The 18,404-nt window shown below is 60.2% G+C and carries 26 protein-coding genes and 1 pseudogene; 1 reads left to right on the top strand and 26 read right to left on the bottom strand.

The genetic code is table 11. The annotated features are described in order from the left end of the window. Nucleotides 1-70: 70 nt before the first annotated feature. Nucleotides 71-907: pseudogene (locus WNZ15_RS08405) on the top strand (adenylate/guanylate cyclase domain-containing protein); the annotation flags it as partial. Between the two features lie 85 nt (nucleotides 908-992). Here the strand turns inward: WNZ15_RS08405 and WNZ15_RS08400 are convergent. The 26 genes from WNZ15_RS08400 to rplB all read right to left on the bottom strand — a co-directional run bounded on the left by WNZ15_RS08400 (nucleotide 993) and on the right by rplB (nucleotide 18,404). Next, complete coding sequence (locus tag WNZ15_RS08400) at nucleotides 993-2,297, bottom strand: replication-associated recombination protein A (RefSeq protein WP_342892497.1); 1,305 nt, start codon at nucleotides 2,295-2,297, stop codon at nucleotides 993-995. Nucleotides 2,298-2,304: 7 nt separating this feature from the next. Beyond that, nucleotides 2,305-3,798: a DegQ family serine endoprotease gene (locus tag WNZ15_RS08395; protein WP_342892496.1), complete on the bottom strand. Its 1,494-nt coding sequence runs from the start codon at nucleotides 3,796-3,798 to the stop codon at nucleotides 2,305-2,307. Nucleotides 3,799-3,954: 156 nt separating this feature from the next. Then, complete coding sequence (locus tag WNZ15_RS08390; protein ID WP_342892495.1) at nucleotides 3,955-6,018, bottom strand: methyl-accepting chemotaxis protein; 2,064 nt, start codon at nucleotides 6,016-6,018, stop codon at nucleotides 3,955-3,957. Between the two features lie 299 nt (nucleotides 6,019-6,317). Next, on the bottom strand, nucleotides 6,318-6,743 hold the full coding sequence (gene rplQ / locus WNZ15_RS08385; protein ID WP_342892494.1) for a 50S ribosomal protein L17: 426 nt from the start codon (nucleotides 6,741-6,743) through the stop codon (nucleotides 6,318-6,320). Between the two features lie 77 nt (nucleotides 6,744-6,820). Next, nucleotides 6,821-7,843 carry a DNA-directed RNA polymerase subunit alpha gene (locus tag WNZ15_RS08380; RefSeq protein WP_094071083.1) on the bottom strand — a complete coding sequence of 341 codons (1,023 nt, stop codon included), beginning with the start codon at nucleotides 7,841-7,843 and terminating at the stop codon, nucleotides 6,821-6,823. Nucleotides 7,844-7,933: 90 nt separating this feature from the next. Further along, nucleotides 7,934-8,323, bottom strand: coding sequence for a 30S ribosomal protein S11 (gene rpsK / locus WNZ15_RS08375; RefSeq protein WP_153768601.1), 390 nt, complete (start codon nucleotides 8,321-8,323; stop codon nucleotides 7,934-7,936). Between the two features lie 71 nt (nucleotides 8,324-8,394). After that, nucleotides 8,395-8,763 (bottom strand): 30S ribosomal protein S13, encoded by a 369-nt coding sequence (gene rpsM / locus WNZ15_RS08370; RefSeq protein ID WP_342892622.1) that lies wholly within the window; start codon nucleotides 8,761-8,763, stop codon nucleotides 8,395-8,397. A 177-nt stretch (nucleotides 8,764-8,940) separates the two neighbouring features. Continuing rightward, on the bottom strand, nucleotides 8,941-9,537 hold the full coding sequence (locus tag WNZ15_RS08365; RefSeq protein ID WP_342892493.1) for an adenylate kinase: 597 nt from the start codon (nucleotides 9,535-9,537) through the stop codon (nucleotides 8,941-8,943). Continuing rightward, the gene (gene secY / locus WNZ15_RS08360) at nucleotides 9,534-10,865 is read right to left on the bottom strand and encodes a preprotein translocase subunit SecY (RefSeq protein ID WP_342892492.1); all 1,332 of its coding nucleotides are present in this window, start codon (nucleotides 10,863-10,865) and stop codon (nucleotides 9,534-9,536) included. The genes WNZ15_RS08365 and secY overlap by 4 nt, the downstream gene beginning before the upstream one ends. A gap of 50 nt (nucleotides 10,866-10,915) precedes the next feature. Beyond that, complete coding sequence (gene rplO / locus WNZ15_RS08355; protein WP_342892491.1) at nucleotides 10,916-11,383, bottom strand: 50S ribosomal protein L15; 468 nt, start codon at nucleotides 11,381-11,383, stop codon at nucleotides 10,916-10,918. Between the two features lie 22 nt (nucleotides 11,384-11,405). Continuing rightward, nucleotides 11,406-11,603: a 50S ribosomal protein L30 gene (gene rpmD, locus WNZ15_RS08350; RefSeq protein WP_342892490.1), complete on the bottom strand. Its 198-nt coding sequence runs from the start codon at nucleotides 11,601-11,603 to the stop codon at nucleotides 11,406-11,408. Between the two features lie 41 nt (nucleotides 11,604-11,644). Next, nucleotides 11,645-12,211 carry a 30S ribosomal protein S5 gene (gene rpsE, locus WNZ15_RS08345; protein WP_265962079.1) on the bottom strand — a complete coding sequence of 189 codons (567 nt, stop codon included), beginning with the start codon at nucleotides 12,209-12,211 and terminating at the stop codon, nucleotides 11,645-11,647. Nucleotides 12,212-12,252: 41 nt separating this feature from the next. Beyond that, entirely contained in the window at nucleotides 12,253-12,615 is a 363-nt protein-coding gene (gene rplR / locus WNZ15_RS08340; protein ID WP_342892489.1) for a 50S ribosomal protein L18, read from the bottom strand. A gap of 12 nt (nucleotides 12,616-12,627) precedes the next feature. Further along, nucleotides 12,628-13,161: a 50S ribosomal protein L6 gene (gene rplF, locus WNZ15_RS08335; protein WP_342892488.1), complete on the bottom strand. Its 534-nt coding sequence runs from the start codon at nucleotides 13,159-13,161 to the stop codon at nucleotides 12,628-12,630. Between the two features lie 41 nt (nucleotides 13,162-13,202). Next, nucleotides 13,203-13,601 carry a 30S ribosomal protein S8 gene (gene rpsH, locus WNZ15_RS08330; protein WP_342892487.1) on the bottom strand — a complete coding sequence of 133 codons (399 nt, stop codon included), beginning with the start codon at nucleotides 13,599-13,601 and terminating at the stop codon, nucleotides 13,203-13,205. Between the two features lie 12 nt (nucleotides 13,602-13,613). Next, the gene (gene rpsN / locus WNZ15_RS08325) at nucleotides 13,614-13,919 is read right to left on the bottom strand and encodes a 30S ribosomal protein S14 (RefSeq protein ID WP_342892486.1); all 306 of its coding nucleotides are present in this window, start codon (nucleotides 13,917-13,919) and stop codon (nucleotides 13,614-13,616) included. A gap of 21 nt (nucleotides 13,920-13,940) precedes the next feature. Further along, a complete protein-coding gene (gene rplE, locus WNZ15_RS08320; protein WP_342892485.1) occupies nucleotides 13,941-14,498 on the bottom strand; it encodes a 50S ribosomal protein L5 in 558 nt (185 codons plus the stop codon). Next, complete coding sequence (gene rplX / locus WNZ15_RS08315; RefSeq protein ID WP_342892484.1) at nucleotides 14,491-14,808, bottom strand: 50S ribosomal protein L24; 318 nt, start codon at nucleotides 14,806-14,808, stop codon at nucleotides 14,491-14,493. Before rplX ends, rplE begins: the two co-directional genes overlap by 8 nt. Next, nucleotides 14,808-15,176, bottom strand: coding sequence for a 50S ribosomal protein L14 (rplN, locus tag WNZ15_RS08310; RefSeq protein ID WP_068416160.1), 369 nt, complete (start codon nucleotides 15,174-15,176; stop codon nucleotides 14,808-14,810). The genes rplX and rplN overlap by 1 nt, the downstream gene beginning before the upstream one ends. A 68-nt stretch (nucleotides 15,177-15,244) precedes the next feature. After that, nucleotides 15,245-15,475: a 30S ribosomal protein S17 gene (gene rpsQ, locus WNZ15_RS08305; RefSeq protein WP_342892483.1), complete on the bottom strand. Its 231-nt coding sequence runs from the start codon at nucleotides 15,473-15,475 to the stop codon at nucleotides 15,245-15,247. A gap of 10 nt (nucleotides 15,476-15,485) precedes the next feature. Beyond that, nucleotides 15,486-15,686: a 50S ribosomal protein L29 gene (rpmC, locus tag WNZ15_RS08300; protein ID WP_342892482.1), complete on the bottom strand. Its 201-nt coding sequence runs from the start codon at nucleotides 15,684-15,686 to the stop codon at nucleotides 15,486-15,488. Between the two features lie 21 nt (nucleotides 15,687-15,707). Then, nucleotides 15,708-16,121, bottom strand: coding sequence for a 50S ribosomal protein L16 (gene rplP / locus WNZ15_RS08295; RefSeq protein ID WP_006936446.1), 414 nt, complete (start codon nucleotides 16,119-16,121; stop codon nucleotides 15,708-15,710). Between the two features lie 47 nt (nucleotides 16,122-16,168). Beyond that, a complete protein-coding gene (gene rpsC / locus WNZ15_RS08290) occupies nucleotides 16,169-16,897 on the bottom strand; it encodes a 30S ribosomal protein S3 (RefSeq protein ID WP_342892481.1) in 729 nt (242 codons plus the stop codon). Continuing rightward, nucleotides 16,897-17,277, bottom strand: coding sequence for a 50S ribosomal protein L22 (gene rplV, locus WNZ15_RS08285; protein WP_342892480.1), 381 nt, complete (start codon nucleotides 17,275-17,277; stop codon nucleotides 16,897-16,899). The genes rpsC and rplV overlap by 1 nt, the downstream gene beginning before the upstream one ends. A gap of 2 nt (nucleotides 17,278-17,279) precedes the next feature. After that, nucleotides 17,280-17,558: a 30S ribosomal protein S19 gene (gene rpsS, locus WNZ15_RS08280; RefSeq protein ID WP_342892479.1), complete on the bottom strand. Its 279-nt coding sequence runs from the start codon at nucleotides 17,556-17,558 to the stop codon at nucleotides 17,280-17,282. Between the two features lie 12 nt (nucleotides 17,559-17,570). After that, nucleotides 17,571-18,404 (bottom strand): 50S ribosomal protein L2, encoded by an 834-nt coding sequence (gene rplB, locus WNZ15_RS08275; RefSeq protein WP_342892478.1) that lies wholly within the window; start codon nucleotides 18,402-18,404, stop codon nucleotides 17,571-17,573.

The following is an 18,404-nucleotide window of genomic DNA, read 5'->3' as shown; positions in this document are numbered from 1 at the left end:
ATCCGAACTTGAGGATCTCCGCCTTCTGTACGAGGCCACCATCGAACATGGCGAAGCTGTCGAAGATCAGCTCGCCAACCAGTCCAGTCGTCTTGAGGATCTGTCCAGGCAACTCGCCAAGTATCTGTCGCCGCAAGTCTACAAGTCGATCTTCGACGGTCGCCAGGAAGTCAAGATTGCCGCGACACGCAAGAAGCTCACCGTCTTCTTTTCCGATATCGCGGATTTCACCGAGACCGCCGACAGGCTGGAATCGGAAGAACTGACCTCGATCCTCAATCAGTATCTGACCGAAATGTCGCATATCGCGCTCAAGCACGGTGCGACGATCGACAAATATGTCGGCGATGCCATCCTGATCTTTTTCGGGGACCCGGAGTCGCGCGGGGTGCCCGAGGACGCGCTGGCCTGCGTGCGCATGGCCATCGAAATGCAGGAGCGCATGACGCAGCTCCAGGATGTCTGGCGCGCGGCCGGCATCTCCAGGCCGCTCAAGTGCCGCATGGGCATCCACACCGACTATTGCACTGTCGGCAACTTCGGCAGCGACACCCGGCTCGACTACACGATCATCGGCCGCGGCGTGAACACCGCTTCCAGACTGGAAAGCCTGTCGACACCGGGCTCGATCCTGACCTCCTTCGAGACCTATTCCCAGGTCAAGGATCACATCAGCTGTGTCGAAAACGGCGAGATCACGATCAAGGGCATCGCCTATCCGGTCACCACATATGAAGTGATCGGCCTGAAAGAGCCCGCGGCGGTCCGGCAGACACCCGATCTGCCTGCCATAACCCGGCAGCTTGGCGATCTTGCCGTGGGCCTGCCGGACTCCATCAGCCCGCAGGACCGCGACAACCTGAAGAAATCCCTCCAAAACGCTCTGGACCGCCTGAAAGCGGACTGAGCCGCAGTCCAGAAGACCGCCCGTTCTTCCCCCGTCCGACCCGTCGGCCTGGCTCCTGAAGCATCCGCTTCAATGCAGAGGTCCTTCAGCCGCGCTCCTTGCGCAGCTTGTCCCAGTATTCCAGGCGTTTTTTCAGATCCCGCTCGAAACCGCGCTGCGGTGGATCGTAGTAGCTCTTGCGGCCCATTTTCTCGGGAAAATAGTCCTGGCCGGAAAACCCGTCCGGAGCGTCGTGGTCGTACTGATAGCCCGTCCCGTAGCCTTCTTCCTTCATCAGCTTGGTCGGCGCGTTCAGGATATGCTTGGGCGGCAGCAGCGACCCGCTGGACTTGGCATCGCGCATGGCCGCCTTGTAGGCCACATAGGCCCCGTTGGACTTGGGAGCCGTCGCCAGATAGATGACCGATTGCGCGAGCGCCAGTTCACCTTCCGGTGAGCCGAGCATCTGGTAGGCGTCGCGGGCGGCGTTGGCCTGCACCAGGGCATTGGGGTCCGCAAGACCGATATCCTCGACCGCCATGCGAATAAGGCGGCGCGCCAGATACATCGGATCCTCGCCACCATCGAGCATGCGGCAATACCAGTACAGCGCGGCATCGGGATCGGACCCGCGCACGGACTTGTGCAGGGCCGAGATCAGATTGTAGTGGCCGTCGGCGCCCTTGTCGTAGATCGGCGCGCGCCTTTGCACGATTTGCTGCAGACGCTCCGCATCGAATATCTCGTCATCGTCCGCCGCCCGCCAGACATCCTCTGCCAGCGTCAACGCGGACCGTCCATCGCCGTCGGCCATCCGCACCAGCACCTGCCGCGCCTCCGCGTCCAGAGGCAGCGAACGCTCCTCGGTCTCCTCCGCCCGGCTCAGCAGACTGTCGATCGCTTCCCGGGACAGGGAATGAAACGTCATCACGTGCGAGCGCGACAGCAGAGCCGCATTCAGCTCGAAGGACGGGTTCTCGGTCGTGGCGCCGACCAGCGTGATCGTGCCATCCTCCATCACCGGCAGGAAACTGTCCTGCTGGGCCCGGTTGAACCGATGGATCTCGTCAACGAAAAGCAGCGTCGCACGGCCACTCATCCGCCGGGCCCTGGCCGCTTCGAACATCTTCTTGAGATCGGCGACCCCCGAGAAGATTGCCGAGATCTGCTCGAAGGCAAGATCGGTTTCCGTGGCCAGCAGACGGGCAATGGTGGTTTTGCCCGTTCCGGGCGGCCCCCAGAAGATCAGCGAGCCGAGCGTGCGCGTTTTAAGCATCCGCGTGAGTGTGCCGTCCGCACCCAGCAGGTGATCCTGCCCGACCACGTCCGCAAGACGCGTCGGGCGCATCCGGTCCGCAAGCGGTCTCGGTCCGGCCGTGCTCAATCCGGATGCTTCGAAGAGATCGCTCACCCGGCCCTCAACCCCGCAAGGTGATCTGGGACACCTTGCCGTCGCGCTCGATGTCGAGGCGCCACACGCGCGGCGGCGTTTTGGTGATCGTCTCGAGCATCCGGGTCGTTTCGACGGACTGACGGTTGATGGTGCGGATGATATCGCCCGGACGCAGACCCACACGATCCGCCGCGCTTCCGCGCCGCACTTCCGAGATCACGACCCCTTCATACAAACCCTCAAGGCCGAGTTCCTCGGCGACCGCCGGAGACAGGTTCATCACCGTGGCGCCTTCGAACGGCGAATAGTCGGTGAGTTCGCGTTTGTCCCGTGGAACCGTTTCCGGTGCAGCAACAAGGGGCACCGTCAGCGTGACTTCCCTGTTCTCGCGCAGAACGACGAATTCAGTGGTTCCACCGGTCATTTTCGTGGCGAAGCGATAGCCGAAGGAATTGGGGTCGGTCACTTCCTTGCCGTCAACCGCGATCACCAGATCGCTCACCTGCAAGCCAGCCTCAAGCGCCGGCGATCCTTCATGCACCGACGTCACCAGCACGCCCCGGGGACGTTCAAGCGACAGCGCTTCGGCAATCTCCGCGCTGACCAACTGCACCCTGGCGCCCAGCCAGGGCCTTTGGACCTTGCCGCCCTGGTCCGCCGCCCTGGCCACGAAACGGGCCATGTGCGCCGGGATCGCGAAACCGATGCCGTTGGATCCGCCGGAACGCGAGAATATCGCCGTGTTGATGCCGACAAGCTTGCCGGTCATGTCGACGAGCGCGCCCCCGGAATTGCCCGGATTGATCGCGGCATCCGTCTGGATGAAGAACTGGAAATCGGTGACCCCGACCTGGGTGCGCGCGGTCGCCGACACGATGCCCTGGGTGACTGTCTGTCCGACACCGAACGGATTGCCGATCGCCAGCACGATATCACCGACCTCAAGGCTGTCGGATTCGGCGAAGGCCGCATGTTCAAAAGGCCCCTCGCCGCGGATCTTGAGCACCGCCAGATCGGTGCGCTCATCCAGCAGCACGATGTCGGCATCGAACTCGCGCCGGTCATTCAGCGCCACCCGGACCTCGTCCGCATTCTTGATAACGTGGTGATTGGTGATCACGGTGCCGTCGGCCGAAATGATCACACCCGATCCGAGCGAGGATTCAACGCGCTGCCGCGGGCGGTTGAAGCCGCCGCCCGGCTGACCGAAAAAACGGCGGAAAAAGGGATCATCGAAAAACGGCGAGGTCTGCTGCTGCTGGACCACCTTGCGGCTGGCATAGACATTGACCACTGCCGGCGCGACGGCTTTCACGATCGGCGCGAAGGACAGCTTGATCTGGGCTTCGCTTTGCGGGACCAGGCGCAGGTCCTCGGTAGAAGATTGCGCGGATGCGGCGGTGGCGCCGAGGAGGCCGGCGAGGCCCACGACGAGCCCCGCGACGAAACTGGAGCGCAAAGTGCCGTATTTTGCCGGACGCATGGCGGATGCCTTTTCTTCGATTCTACTCATGTTCATGGCGATACATGGCAGATAGGGAGGAATGGAGGCAAATACAAAAAACAACGGGCCGCCGAATTACCGGCGGCCCGTTCCTTCAGCCGAAACCCGGCTGTGGATCGCGGGAGGCGTGACCGGAAACGGTCTAGCCTCCCAATGTGTGCGAACGTCGTCCTAGGCCGAACGCACCTGAGTCAGGAAGCTGCGGACCTCCTGATCGAGTTCGTCGGCCTGGTTGGCCATGTCGGCCGCTTCTTCGGTGAAGTTCTGGGCCGCCATGTTGGTGTCGTTGGACAACGCCGAAACATTGCGAATGTCTTCGGTCACCTTGGAGGTGCCTCCGGCCGCCCGCTGGGTGTTTTCGGCGATCCCCTGAGTGGCATAGCTCTGCTCGGTCACGGCAGCCGCGACATCGCTCACCGACTTCGTGATCTCGTCGATGGTCTTCTGGATATCGCCGATGGCATCCACCGCGTCGTCCGTGGCACCGCGGATCGCGTCGATCTGCTGCTGGATCTCGCCGGTGGCCTTGCCGGTCTGCGCGGCCAGGTCCTTGACCTCGGACGCAACGACCGCGAAGCCCTTGCCTGCCTCACCTGCCCGCGCCGCCTCGATGGTGGCGTTCAGAGCGAGAAGGTTGGTCTGGTCCGCGATATCCGAAATCAGCGTGACAACCTCCCCGATCCGGTTGGCTGCTTCCGCAAGCGACCTGACGGTGTCGTTGGTGGTCTCGGCGCGCTTTGTCGCCTCGGCCGCCACACTGGAGGAGCGCTCGATCAGGTTGGAGATTTCCTGGATCGAACTGGACAGTTGATCGGAGGCAACCGCGATCGATTCGACTTCCGCCAGGGTTTCTTCCGACATCGTCGCGGCATTGGCCGAGGTCTCGCCCGCGGTGTCTGTCATGGTGCGCATGGAGGTTGCGGATTCCCGCAGCTTGGCAGCGGACCGAGCGACCTTGTCGACCACGGTGCCCACCGTAGCTTCGAAGTCGCCCGCCAGGCTTGCCAGCATTTCCTGACGCTGGTCGGCCTGCTGCCGGGCGGCATCGGCTTCCTCGGCAGCGCGCCGCTCGTTATCATCCGCAGCATTCTGACGGATCTGCAGCACGGCGCGGCCGATGTCACCGATTTCATCCTTGCGGCTGGCAGCCTTGATCTCCGCGCCCAGGTTCCCCGAGGCAATCGCGTTGAGCGCGCCCACCAAAGTGGTCAGGGGACCGGTTATGGAGCGCGAGAACAAGAGGGCGATGACGGCAGCGACCGCAATCGTGGCCAGGGACCACATGAACATCTGGTCGCGCATGTTGGTGACCGCGGAAAGCGTTTCCTCGACACTCTTCTCGGCGACGACCGCCCATGTCTGCCCCTGGAATTCGAGCGGCCTTGCGACCACAAGATTCTCGGTTCCGTTCATGCCTGTAACGATACCGGCGGCATCCGTTCCGGCCGCCGCGGTCAGCACAGGCGCGGCGGTGGTGGTGGCGACGAGGGAAGTCGGTTCGCTGGCCAGAGGCATGTCAGTCAGCAGAAGCCCGTCCGCATTGGTGACATAAACCTGCCCCGTTTTTCCCAGGTCTTCGCGGCCTCCCACGACATTGTCGAGAAATTCTGAATCAAGCCTGACCACTGCGACACCGCTCAGGCTGATGGTGCCGAAGGAATTCATGAACACCGGCGAGGCCAGGAACAGGGAGCCGCTGTCTCCGGCCGGAGCGTAGGACTGGAAGTTGCTGGAAACGATTTCACCGATCTGAAGATCCTTGGCCTGGTTGTAGACCGTCTCCAGGGCTGTGCCCTCGGCGATGCTGCCCTCGCCCAGCTTGGACAGGAATTCGTTCCCCTTGGTGACACTATAGAGGATCAGGCCCTCGGGATCGATCAGATAGATATCGGCATAACCGCCGCTCTTCCAGACGTTGTAGAGAGCCGGATGCGCCTCGGTATGGCGCCACGCATACATCGTCTTCTGTTCCTTGCCGGTCAATTCGGCGCGCTCCTCAGGCGTCTGAGGCGACTGGAACAGAGCAAGGATCTCATCCTTTTCCTTGGCGATGTTCATGGTGGCATTGCCAAGATTGCTGAGCGGATCGGAGACGCTCGAAGCAAGGTTGACCACTTCATCTTCCGCGGCGCTCAGAACCGACTGCAACAGCGCCGATCTGGCCGCGATGACCATGTCGAGTTCGGCTTTCGCCGCCTTTTCCAGCCCGTCCCGACCGGTAAGGTATCCAATCACCCCAACCGCCGCACAGGCTGCGACTGTCACGACGATCATGAGTGTCGGGATGATGAACGAAAGGCGAAGAGAAAGCCCACGCTTCCGCCCAGCGGAATTCTTTTTACCAATCACGATAATACTCCCCAGCGTCTGGCACCCCTTTCCGAGGCACAGTGGGACCCTAGGCAGTTTTCCTTAATTCATTGATAATTGGAAACGACAAGTTGCAAGTGCCTTGCGATTGACAACCGGTTTTCCGGACACAAAAAAGGCGGGCAAATCGCCCGCCTTTCCAATTTCTTTCGAAGCGACAAAACTTACGCTGCGTTCTCTGCGGCTGCCTCGGCTTCGACGCGGGCGCGGTCTTCGGCGCCACGCGCTTCCGGGTCCCGGTCGACCAGCTCGATGACGGCCAATGCGGCATTGTCACCATAGCGGAAACCGGCTTTCAGAACGCGGGAATACCCGCCGGCACGGTCCTTGTAGCGCTCGCCGAGCGTATCGAACAGCTTGGCGACCATGGCCGCATCGCGAATCTGCGAAATGGCCTGGCGGCGTGCATGAAGACCACCGCGTTTGCCCAAGGTGATGAGCTTGTCGATGATCGGCTTCATTTCTTTGGCCTTGGGCAGCGTCGTCACGATCTGTTCGTGTTTGATCAGCGATGCTGCCATGTTCGCGAACATAGCCTTGCGGTGGCTAGAGGTCCGGTTGAGCTTGCGGCCGGATTTACCGTGGCGCATGGCGCTCTCCTTTTCCTATCGGGCAGTCTGCACTTTCGGCACTTTCCCGGTTGAGCTGATAGGGACGCGTACGTCCCTTAGTACTGATGGTCTTCGTAGCGCTTGGCGAGATCGTCGATGTTCTCCGGCGGCCAGTTGGCCACTTCCATGCCGAGATGGAGACCCATCTGGGCGAGAACTTCCTTGATCTCGTTCAGCGACTTGCGGCCGAAATTCGGAGTCCGCAGCATTTCTGCTTCGGTCTTCTGGATGAGATCGCCAATATACACGATATTGTCGTTCTTCAGGCAGTTTGCAGACCGGACAGACAGTTCCAGTTCGTCGACTTTCTTCAGAAGCGCAGGGTTGAAAGCCAGTTCCGGGACAGTGTCCTCGGCGACTTCGCGCTGCGGCTCTTCGAAATTGACGAAGATGGACAGCTGATCCTGCAGAATGCGCGCTGCGAAAGCCACAGCATCATCCGGCTTGACGGAACCGTCGGTTTCGACGGTCAGGGTCAGCTTGTCGTAGTCAAGAACCTGGCCTTCACGGGTGTTTTCCACCTTGTAGGAGACCTTCTTGACGGGCGAATACAGGCTGTCGACCGGGATCAGGCCGATCGGAGCATCTTCGGGGCGGTTGCGGTCCGAAGAATGGTAGCCCTTGCCGGTGTTGACGGTGAACTCCATGCGGATTTCAGCGCCTTCATCGAGCGTGCAGAGCACCAGTTCCGGGTTGAGCACTTCCACGTCGCCGACGGTCTGAATGTCACCTGCGGTCACAACACCCGGCCCCTGCTTGCGCACGACCATGCGCTTGGGTCCTTCGCCTTCCATGCGGATGGCGATTTCCTTGATGTTGAGCACGATGTCGGTGACATCTTCCCGGACACCCGGGATCGACGAGAACTCGTGGAGAACGCCGTCGATCTGAACCGCGGTCACGGCCGCCCCCTGCAGGGAAGACAACAGAATGCGGCGCAGGGCATTGCCCAGGGTCAGCCCGTAGCCACGCTCGAGCGGCTCGGCAACAACGGTTGCCAAGAAGCGCGGGTCCTCACCCGGCTTGATCTCGAGTTTGGTCGGCTTGATCAGTTCCTGCCAGTTCTTTTGAATGGTCACGTTTTCGTCCCTTCGGCTATCCCGCCCGGCCCATTCAAGCCGGGCAATTCCTTGCCATTTGGAGAAACAGGTACGTAAAGCTGGAAAGCCTTAGACGCGGCGACGCTTGCGCGGACGGCAGCCATTGTGCGGGATCGGCGTCACGTCACGGATGGACGTGATGAGGAAACCGGCAGCCTGGAGCGCACGCAGCGCGGACTCACGACCCGACCCCGGACCACGGACTTCGACTTCGAGGGTGCGCATACCATGCTCGGACGCTTTCTTCGCGGCATCTTCAGCGGCAACCTGCGCGGCGTACGGCGTGGACTTTCGCGAGCCCTTGAAGCCGAGTGCGCCGGCGGACGACCATGAGATCGTGTTGCCCTGGGCATCGGTGATCGTGATCATGGTGTTGTTGAACGTGGAGTTCACATGCGCGACACCCGAAGAAATGTTCTTGCGTTCGCGGCGACGCACGCGCGTCGTTTCTTTAGCCATTCTTTAGTCCTTTTATTGATCTCGTCACTGCCGTAATGCCGGCAGCTCCACCACCAATCGCGGGTCGATGATTATTTCTTCTTGCCTGCGATCGGTTTCGCCGGACCCTTGCGGGTGCGGGCATTGGTATGCGTGCGCTGACCGCGAACCGGAAGGCCGCGACGGTGACGCAGGCCGCGGTAACAGCCAAGGTCCATAAGACGTTTGATGTTCATCGCGGTGTCACGGCGAAGGTCACCTTCAACCATGTAGTCGCGGTCAATGGTCTCGCGGATGGACAGAACTTCCGAGTCGGAAAGTTCGTTCACACGGCGGGCAGCGTCGATATTGTTCTTTTCGACGATTTCCTGCGCGAACTTCGCACCGATACCATGAATATACTGAAGCGCGATAACCACGCGCTTGTTCGTCGGGATGTTAACGCCAGCAATACGTGCCACGTTGGTCTCCATGTTGAGCGGCGGATGCACCATCCGGCCGCAGTGAATATGCCCGCGTCCGGTGGAGTCCGGCCCTTGCGGGTACGAAAATGCCGGGGCATGCCCGGCACAGAGAATGCCGGCCCCACTCAGGTGGAACCGGCGAAACTGTAAGGTAGAGCGCGTCGTTTAACGACTCTAAACCTTTTCGTCAAGTCCTTGCAGAACGGAATCTATCGATGCCTTGACGTCTTCGATGGACTGCATTCCGTCGATAACCGAAAGCAGGCCCGTCTTCTCGTAATACGGCACCACGACGGCGGTATCCCGATTGTATGCCTCGAGGCGCTGCTTGAAGACTTCCGGGTCGTCGTCCTTGCGCACGGGTTGCCCCGCGGCCTTGGCCTCTTCCGCCCGTTTGATGATCCGGTCGACAAGCTTGGACTGGTCGACGCGCAGTTCAACAACCGCGTTCAGCTTCAGTCCGTTGGCAACAAGCATCTCGTCGAGCGCTTCCGCCTGCGCGAGCGTGCGTGGAAATCCGTCCAGGATGAAACCCGTTTTGGCATCATCCTCGGCAATCCGGTCCCGGATGATGCCGACCACGATCTCGTCCGAGACAAGACCGCCTGAATCCATGACTTCCTTGGCCTTCAGACCCACAGGGGTCTTGGCGGCGACCGCTGCCCGCAGCATGTCCCCGGTGGACAGCTGCGGAATTCCGTATTTCGTAACGAGGTGAGCGGCCTGTGTTCCCTTCCCCGCTCCTGGTGGTCCTACCAGAATGAGCCTCATCGACGTTTCCCCCTGAGCTTCGCTTTTTTCACCAGACCTTCATATTGGTGTGCAAGCAAGTGGCCCTGGATCTGCGACACGGTATCCATGGTAACACTCACCACAATCAACAATGAAGTGCCTCCGAAATAGAACGGAACGCCCGTCGCCGAAATGAGGAATTCGGGTAATAGACAAACGATGGTGATGTATATCGCACCGACCACCGTAATGCGTGTCAGCACATAGTCAATATACTGGGCTGTGCGCTCGCCCGGACGGATGCCCGGAATGAAGCCGCCATGCTTCTTCAAATTGTCCGCAGTATCGCCCGGATTGAACACGATCGCGGTGTAGAAGAAACAGAAGAAGATGATCATCGCCGCATAGAAAATCATGAACAGGGGCTGGCCGTGACCGAGTGCCGCGGTGATGTAGGTCAGCCATTCATTGCCCGATCCCTGACCGAATCCGGACAATGTGGCCGGAACCAGCAGCAGCGAAGACGCGAAAATCGGCGGGATCACGCCGGCCGTGTTGAGCTTCAGCGGCAGGAACGAGGTGTTGCCCTCGAACATGCGATTGCCCATCTGGCGCTTCGGATACTGGATCAGGAGCCGGCGCTGCGCCCGCTCCATGAACACGATGAACCCGATCACGGCCACAGCCAGGATGATCACGGCAAGGATGATCCAGGTCGCAAGCGATCCCTGACGGCCCAGTTCGAGCGTCTGGATGACGGCCGAAGGCAGACCGGCGACGATACCGGCGAAGATGATCAGCGAGATGCCGTTGCCGATGCCGCGCGAGGTGATCTGTTCACCCAGCCACATCAGGAACATGGTGCCGCCGACAAGCGTGATCACGGTCGACGCACGGAAGAACCAGCCTGTCTCGGTGACGACATTGGTCGCCCCCTCGAGACCGACGGCAATGCCGTAGGCCTGGAATGCAGCCAGAATCACGGTGCCGTAGCGGGTGTACTGGTTGATGACCTTGCGACCCTGCTCCCCTTCCTTCTTCATCTGCTCGAGCGACGGCACGACAGTCGTCATCAGCTGCATGATGATGGAAGCGGAAATATACGGCATGATGCCGAGGGCGAAGATCGCCATGCGCTCGACGGCACCGCCGGAGAACATGTTGAACATGCCGATGATGCCGGACTGGGCCTGGTTAAAGGCCTGCGCGAAGGCTTCCGGATTGATGCCGGGCAGCGGAATGTAAGTGCCCAGTCGATAAACCAAAAGCGCCCCCAGTGTGAACCAGATGCGCTTTTTGAGTTCTTCAGCCTTGGCGAAAGCTGAGAAATTGAGATTTGACGCCAGTTGCTCGGCGGCCGATGCCATGCCCTACTCCGCTCACATGCTTGCCCAGAAAATGGGTGAAACCCAGGCTGTTAAGCCTGGGCTCCGAGAACGGCAACCTTGCCGCCTGCTTTTTCAATCGCTTCGACTGCGCTCTTGGACGCGCCGGCGACTTCGAACGTTACCGCCGAAGTGATCTCGCCATTGGCGACGATACGCACGCCGTCACGGATCCGCTTGACCACACCGGCATCCTGCAGCGCCTTGACGGTAACCGTCTCGCTTGCATTCAGCTTGCCGGCATCGATCGCCTTTTGAACGCGGCCGATCGACACCGTGTTGTAGTCGTTCGCAAAGATGTTCGTGAAACCGCGCTTCGGCAGCCGGCGATGAAGCGGCATCTGACCGCCTTCAAAGCCTTTGATGGCAACACCGGAGCGGGATTTCTGACCTTTGACACCACGGCCACCGGTCTTGCCCTTGCCAGAGCCGATGCCGCGACCGACGCGGGTGCGGTCTTTCACGGCGCCTTCGTTGTCACGAAGTTCGTTGAGCTTCATGTCTTTTCTCCTCACCCCGGCCTTAAGCGTTGTCTTCGACGACGCGGACGAGATGCTGGACCTTGCTGATCATGCCGCGCACTTCGGGAGTGTCCTTCAGTGTGGAACGGCGGTGCATCTTATTCAGGCCGAGGCCGACAAGCGTCGCGCGCTGGTCCTTCGGACGGCGCAGCGGGCTGCCGGTCTGTTCGACCGTAACAGTCTTTTCGGTGTTCGCCATGGAACTTACCTTCTCTCAGCTGGGGACCGGAGCCGCCAAGGTCAAGCCTCGGCAGCAGCCGGAGCCGCTTCATCGGTGTTGTCACGACGCCGCGACTGCAAAACCGAGACCTTCAGGCCACGGCGGGCAGCGACGGAACGCGGGCTGTCTTCCTTGGTCAGCGCTGCAAATGTTGCACGAACCATGTTGTAGGGGTTCGAAGTCCCCAGAGACTTGGCCACAACGTCCTGAACGCCGAGTGTTTCGAAAACGGCACGCATCGGGCCGCCTGCGATGATACCCGTACCTGCGGGAGCGGCACGCAGCAGCACCTTGCCGGCACCGTGACGGCCTTCCACATCGTGATGCAGGGTCCGGCCTTCACGCAGAGGCACACGAATCATCGTGCGCTTCGCAGCTTCCGTTGCCTTCCGGATGGCTTCCGGCACTTCCCGTGCCTTGCCATGACCGAAGCCGACCCGGCCCTTCTGATCACCAACCACTACCAGGGCGGCGAAGCCGAAACGACGGCCACCCTTGACCACCTTGGCAACGCGGTTGATGTGAACGAGCTTGTCGACGAATTCGCTGTCTCGCTCGTCGCGATCGCGATTATCCTGTCTCGCCATATTATCTGTCTTCCGTTCTTAAGAGCGCCAACGCGCGCTGGTCAGAATTCAAGTCCACCTTCGCGGGCCGCGTCAGCGAGCGCCTTGATGCGCCCATGAAACATGTACCCGCCCCGGTCGAACACGACCTGCTTGACGCCAGCGGCAACCGCGCGCTCGGCCACAAGCTTGCCAACGGCTGCAGCGGCAGCAACGTCGGCGCCTGTTTTCAGGCCGCCTTTGACATCGTTTTCGATCGTAGAGGCAGAGGCGATCGTATGCCCCTGCGCATCGTCGATGATCTGGGCATAGATCTGCTTCGACGACCGGAAGATAGAAAGGCGCGGACGACCGTTCGCGGCTTTCTTGATCGAACGGCGCACGCGATCGCGGCGGCGCTCGAAAGCTTGTTTGCTGTTCGCCATGATCCTGATCCGTTACTTCTTCTTGCCTTCTTTGCGAACGATGAATTCGTCCGCATAACGAACGCCTTTGCCCTTGTAGGGCTCCGGCGGGCGGAAATCCCGGATTTCAGCAGCTACCTGCCCGACACGCTGTTTGTCGGTGCCGGCGATGCTGATTTCCGTCGGTTTCGCGCACACGATGTCGATGCCTTCCGGGATCGGATAGACAACATCGTGGGAGAAACCGAGAGCCAGCTGAAGGTTCTTACCCTGGACCTGTGCGCGGTAACCGACACCGGTGATGGCAAGGTCTTTCTTGAAGCCTTCCGTCACCCCGGTGATCAGGTTCGACACCATGGTCCGGCTCATGCCCCACATGGAGCGGGCCGGCTTGGTGGTGTTGCGCGGATCAATCTTGATTCCGTCATCAGTCATTTCGGCCAGAACAAGATCATTGAGCACGAAGGACTTTTCACCCTTCGGACCCTTGATCGTAACCGTCTGACCGTCGATCGATGCCGTTACCCCGCTTGGCACGGGGACTGGCTTTTTGCCAATACGAGACATGTGACCAACCTTGTCGTTGTTTCAAAGGCGAGGCTGCCGCATCAGAAGACGCGGCAGAGAACCTCACCACCTACATTTTCATCCCGCGCCTGATGGTCGCTCATGACGCCGCGCGGGGTCGAGATGATCGACACGCCCAGGCCATTGGAGACATGCGGGATGTTACGCACCGAGGAGTACACCCGGCGGCCCGGCTTGGATACGCGCTCAATCGTGCGGATCACAGGCTCGCCGTCGAAATACTTCAGTTCGATTTCCAACTCGGACTTGCCGCCCTCGTATTCAACCGTGGTGTAGCCACGGATGTAACCCTCTTTGGCGAGCACATCAAGTACGTGCGCGCGCAATTTGGAATTTGGTGAATTGACCTTGTTCTTGCGACGCATCTGCGCGTTGCGAATCCGGGTCAGCATATCCCCCAACGGATCAGAAATTGCCATCGGAGTTTCTCCTTACCAGCTCGACTTGACCAGGCCCGGGATCTTGCCCAGGGAGCCCAGTTCACGAAGCGCAATACGCGACATCCTCAACTTGCGGTAATAACCGCGCGGACGGCCGGACACTTCGCAACGGTTGCGAACGCGGTTCGGCGCGGAGTTCCGCGGCAGTTTCGCCAGTTTCAGACGGGCATTGTAGCGCTCTTCCAGGGTCAGGCTTTCGTCTTTAGCCATCGCCTTCAGAGCACCGCGCTTCTCTGCATATTTCTTGACAAGCTTCTCGCGGCGCTTGTTTTTCTCGATTGCGCTTTTCTTCGCCATCGTCGTTCCCTTCCTTGCCCGTTACTTCGTGAACGGGAAGTTGAACGCGCGCAGCAGCTCGCGCGCTTCGTCATCCGTCGGCGCCGTCGTGCAAACGATCACGTCCATGCCCCAGATCTGGTCGACCTTGTCGTACTCGATTTCCGGAAACACGATGTGTTCCTTGATGCCCATGGCGTAGTTGCCGCGACCGTCAAAGCTCTTCGGATTCAGGCCCCGGAAGTCACGCACGCGCGGCAGCGCGATGGTGATCAGACGGTCCATGAATTCGAACATCTGCTGGCGGCGCAGGGTCACCTTGACACCAAGCGGCATGCCCTCACGGACCTTGAAGGTCGCAATGGACTTTTTCGCCTTGGTGATGACCGGCTTCTGACCGGCAATTGCCGCCAGGTCTTCAGCTGCGATACGCGCCTTCTTGGAGTCGCTTACCGCCTCACCGACACCGATGTTGAGGACGATCTTTTCCAGCTGCGGAACCTGCATGACGTTCTTGTACTGGAACTTCTCGAGAAGCTGCTTGCGCACGACTTCATCGTAATGCGTCTTCAGACGCGGGACGTTTGTGGTCTCAGCCATCGATCAGGTCTCCCGAGCGCTTGGCCACACGGACCTTGGTACCATCGTCCTGCACCTTGAAGCCGACACGGGTCGCCTTGCCGTCGGTGGGATCGATCAGCGCGAGATTGGAAAGGTGGATCGGAGCTTCCTTAGCAACGATACCAGCTTCCTGGTTCTGCGACTGTTTCTGGTGGCGGCGGACCATGTTGATCCCGCGAACCAGGGCCTTGTTGTCGGCTGTCACCATCTGGATGACTTCGCCTGACTTGCCCTTGTCACGGCCGGTCAGTACGACCACCGTGTCGCCTTTTTTAATTTTCGCAGCCATCAGAGCACCTCCGGCGCGAGCGAAATGATCTTCATATGGTTCTTTGCGCGGAGTTCACGCGGCACTGGTCCGAAAATACGGGTGCCGACCGGCTCCTTGTTGTTGTTCACCAGCACGGCCGCATTGCGGTCGAACCGGATCACGCTGCCATCGGGACGGCGGATATCCTTAGCCGTGCGCACGACGACAGCCTTCATCACGTCGCCCTTTTTGACGCGCCCCCGCGGAATTGCCTCTTTGACGGACACGACAATGATGTCGCCGACCTTGGCATATTTACGCTTGGAGCCGCCGAGCACTTTGATGCACATGACACGACGCGCGCCGGAATTATCGGCGACGTCGAGGTTTGTTTGCATCTGAATCATGACTGGCTGCCTTGTTCTTCTATCGGCGCACGGGTCACGGGCGCCTGATGCTCACTCATGAACAGAGGTCACTGGGTGACCACGGTCCAACGTTTGTTTTTCGAAATCGGCGAGCACTCTTCAATCTGAACAGAGTCGCCGACCTTGTACTGGTTTGCTTCGTCATGCGCACGGTACTTCTTGGTCCGGCGCACAGTCTTCTTCAGCAGCGGGTGTGTGAAGCGACGCTCCACATTCACCGTTACCGTCTTGTCATTGGCGTCGCTGACAACGGTGCCCTGCAGGATACGCTTCGGCATGGCCGTCTCCTTACGCGTTCGCCGTCACGCGCTTTTCGCGCATGATCGTCTGGATACGCGCGATGTCGCGGCGGATTTGCCGGACTCGCGCAGTGTTTTCAAGCTGACCCGTTGCCCTCTGGAAGCGCAGGTTGAACTGCTCTTTCTTCAGGCCCTCGAGCTCACTGCGGAGCTCGTCGGGGGTCTTGGCCCGTACATCGGTCGCCTTCATGGCTCTAACTCCTAGCGTGCCTTACTCGCCGATACGCTGAACGAAACGGCACTTGATCGGCAGCTTGGCGGCAGCAAGACGCATGGCTTCACGCGCAATGTCTTCCGGCACGCCGTCAATTTCAAACATGATCCGGCCTGGCTTGACGCGGCAAGCCCAGTAGTCCGGAGAACCCTTACCCTTACCCATACGGACTTCAGCAGGTTTCGAGGAAACCGGCACGTCCGGGAAGATCCGGATCCAAACCCGACCCGCACGTTTCATGTGACGGGTCATAGCACGACGGGCCGCTTCGATCTGACGCGCCGTAACACGCTCCGGCTCCATAGCCTTCAGACCGAATGCGCCGAAGTTGAGGTCAGTGCCCCCCTTCGACAAGCCGTGAATGCGGCCTTTGTGCTGCTTGCGGAACTTTGTGCGCTTCGGTTGCAGCATCGTTCTTCTCTCGTCTTTCTGTTCTTACGAGCGGCAGGCAGCTTGAATTAAGCTGCGCGCTCGCGGCCCCGATCCCGGCGTCCGCCGCGATCACCCTGATGTCCTTCGGAAGCAGCGGTCGCACGGCGTTCGGACGCCATCGGGTCGTGCTCCAGAATTTCACCCTTGAAGATCCAGACCTTCACACCGCACACGCCGTAAGCCGTATGCGCGCTTGCCACACCGTAGTCGATGTCGGCACGAAGGGTATGAAGCGGCACGCGGCCTTCGCGGTACCATTCGATACGTGCGATTTCCGCGCCGCCGAGACGGCCGCCGCAGTTGATCCGAATGCCCTGGGCACCGAGACGCATGGCGGACTGGACAGCCCGCTTCATGGCGCGGCGGAAGGCAACACGGCGCTCAAGCTGCTGAGCGATCGAAGCGGCAACCAGGGTCGCATCAACTTCCGGCTTGCGCACTTCAACGATGTTGAGATGCACTTCCGAATTGGTGATTTCGGCGATCTTCTTGCGAAGACGCTCGATGTCCGCACCCTTCTTGCCGATGACCACACCCGGACGACCGGAATGGATGGACACGCGGCACTTCTTGTGCGGGCGCTCGATGACGACCTTGGACACAGCAGCCTGCTTGAGTTCCTTGAGCAGGAACTCACGGATGCGGAAATCCTCGTGCAGAAGATCACCGTATTCGTTCTTGTTCGCGAACCAGCGCGAATCCCAGGTGCGGTTGATCCCGAGGCGCATGCCGATCGGGTTTGTCTTGTGTCCCATCAGGCAGTCTCCTCAAGTTCACGCACAACGATGGTCAGGTTCGAGAAAGGTTTCTCGATCCGGCCGACACGTCCGCGTGCACGGGCCTGGAACCGCTTGATGACAAAAGCCTTGCCAACATGAGCTTCGGCAACCACGAGGTTGTCGATGTCCAGGTCATGATTGTTTTCCGCGTTTGCGACGGCTGACATCAAAGTCTTCTTGACGTCATCAGAAATACGCTTGCGGGAGAATGTCAGGTCCGCAATCGCGGATCCGACCTTTTTTCCGCGGATCGAAGCCGCAACGAGGTTCAGCTTGCGCGGCGAAACGCGCAGCATGCGGGTCATTGCCCGAGCCTCGTTGTCAGCGAGCGTCCGCTCACGCTTCGGCTTGCCCATCGTTACTTCCTCTTCGCCTTCTTGTCGGCGCCGTGTCCGTAATAGGTCCTGCTGGGCGAAAACTCGCCGAGCTTGTGACCGATCATGTCTTCAGACACCAGCACCGGAACGTGCTTTTGACCGTTGTAGACGCCGAAGGTCAAACCGACGAACTGCGGCAGGACGGTCGAGCGGCGGCTCCAGGTCTTGATGACCTCGTTCCGGCCGGACTCACGTACCTTGTCCGCTTTCTTCAGCAGATACCCGTCGACAAACGGACCTTTCCAGATCGAACGTGCCACGATCCTTGTCCTTTACTTCTTGCGCGCGTGACGGCTGCGGACGATATACTTATCGGTCTGCTTGTTGCGCCGCGTGCGCTTGCCTTTGGTCGGTTTACCCCAGGGAGTAACCGGATGACGTCCACCGGAAGTCCGGCCTTCACCACCGCCATGCGGGTGGTCGATCGGGTTCATGGCAACACCGCGTGTGTGCGGACGAATGCCAAGCCAGCGGGAACGGCCTGCCTTGCCGAGGTTCACATTGGAGTGGTCCGGGTTGGACACGGCGCCAATGGTGGCCATGCAGGTGCCGAGAACACGGCGCTGCTCGCCTGACATCAGGCGCAGAGTTGTGTAGCCCTGGTCGCGACCGACGATCTGGACGAACGCACCGGCAGAACGAGCGATCTGGGCGCCCTTGCCCGGCTTCAGCTCGATGTTGTGCACGATCGTACCGACCGGAATGCGTGACAGCGGCGCGGCATTGCCAGGCTTCACGTCGACGCTTTCACCGGCGACAACCGCGTCGCCGACAGCCAGGCGCTGCGGCGCCAGGATGTAGCTCAGCTCGCCGTCTTCGTAACGGATCAGAGCGATGAATGCGGTCCGGTTCGGATCGTATTCGAGACGCTCGACCGTTGCCGGCACATCCCACTTGCGACGCTTGAAGTCGACAAGACGGTAAGTCCGCTTGTGACCGCCGCCGCGGTTCGGAGACGTCAGACGGCCGGTGTTGTTACGACCGCCGCTTTTGGACAGACCCTCGGTAAGGGTCTTGACCGGCTTGCCCTTCCACAGACCTGCGCGATCAACTTGAACAAGCTGACGGCGGCCTGGGGACGTTGGGTTGAATGTCTTAAGTGCCAT

This window comes from Roseibium sp. AS2 (assembly GCF_038900065.1).
In the GTDB taxonomy this organism is placed as follows: domain Bacteria; phylum Pseudomonadota; class Alphaproteobacteria; order Rhizobiales; family Stappiaceae; genus Roseibium.
This window is presented reverse-complemented; position numbering and strand designations above follow the sequence as displayed.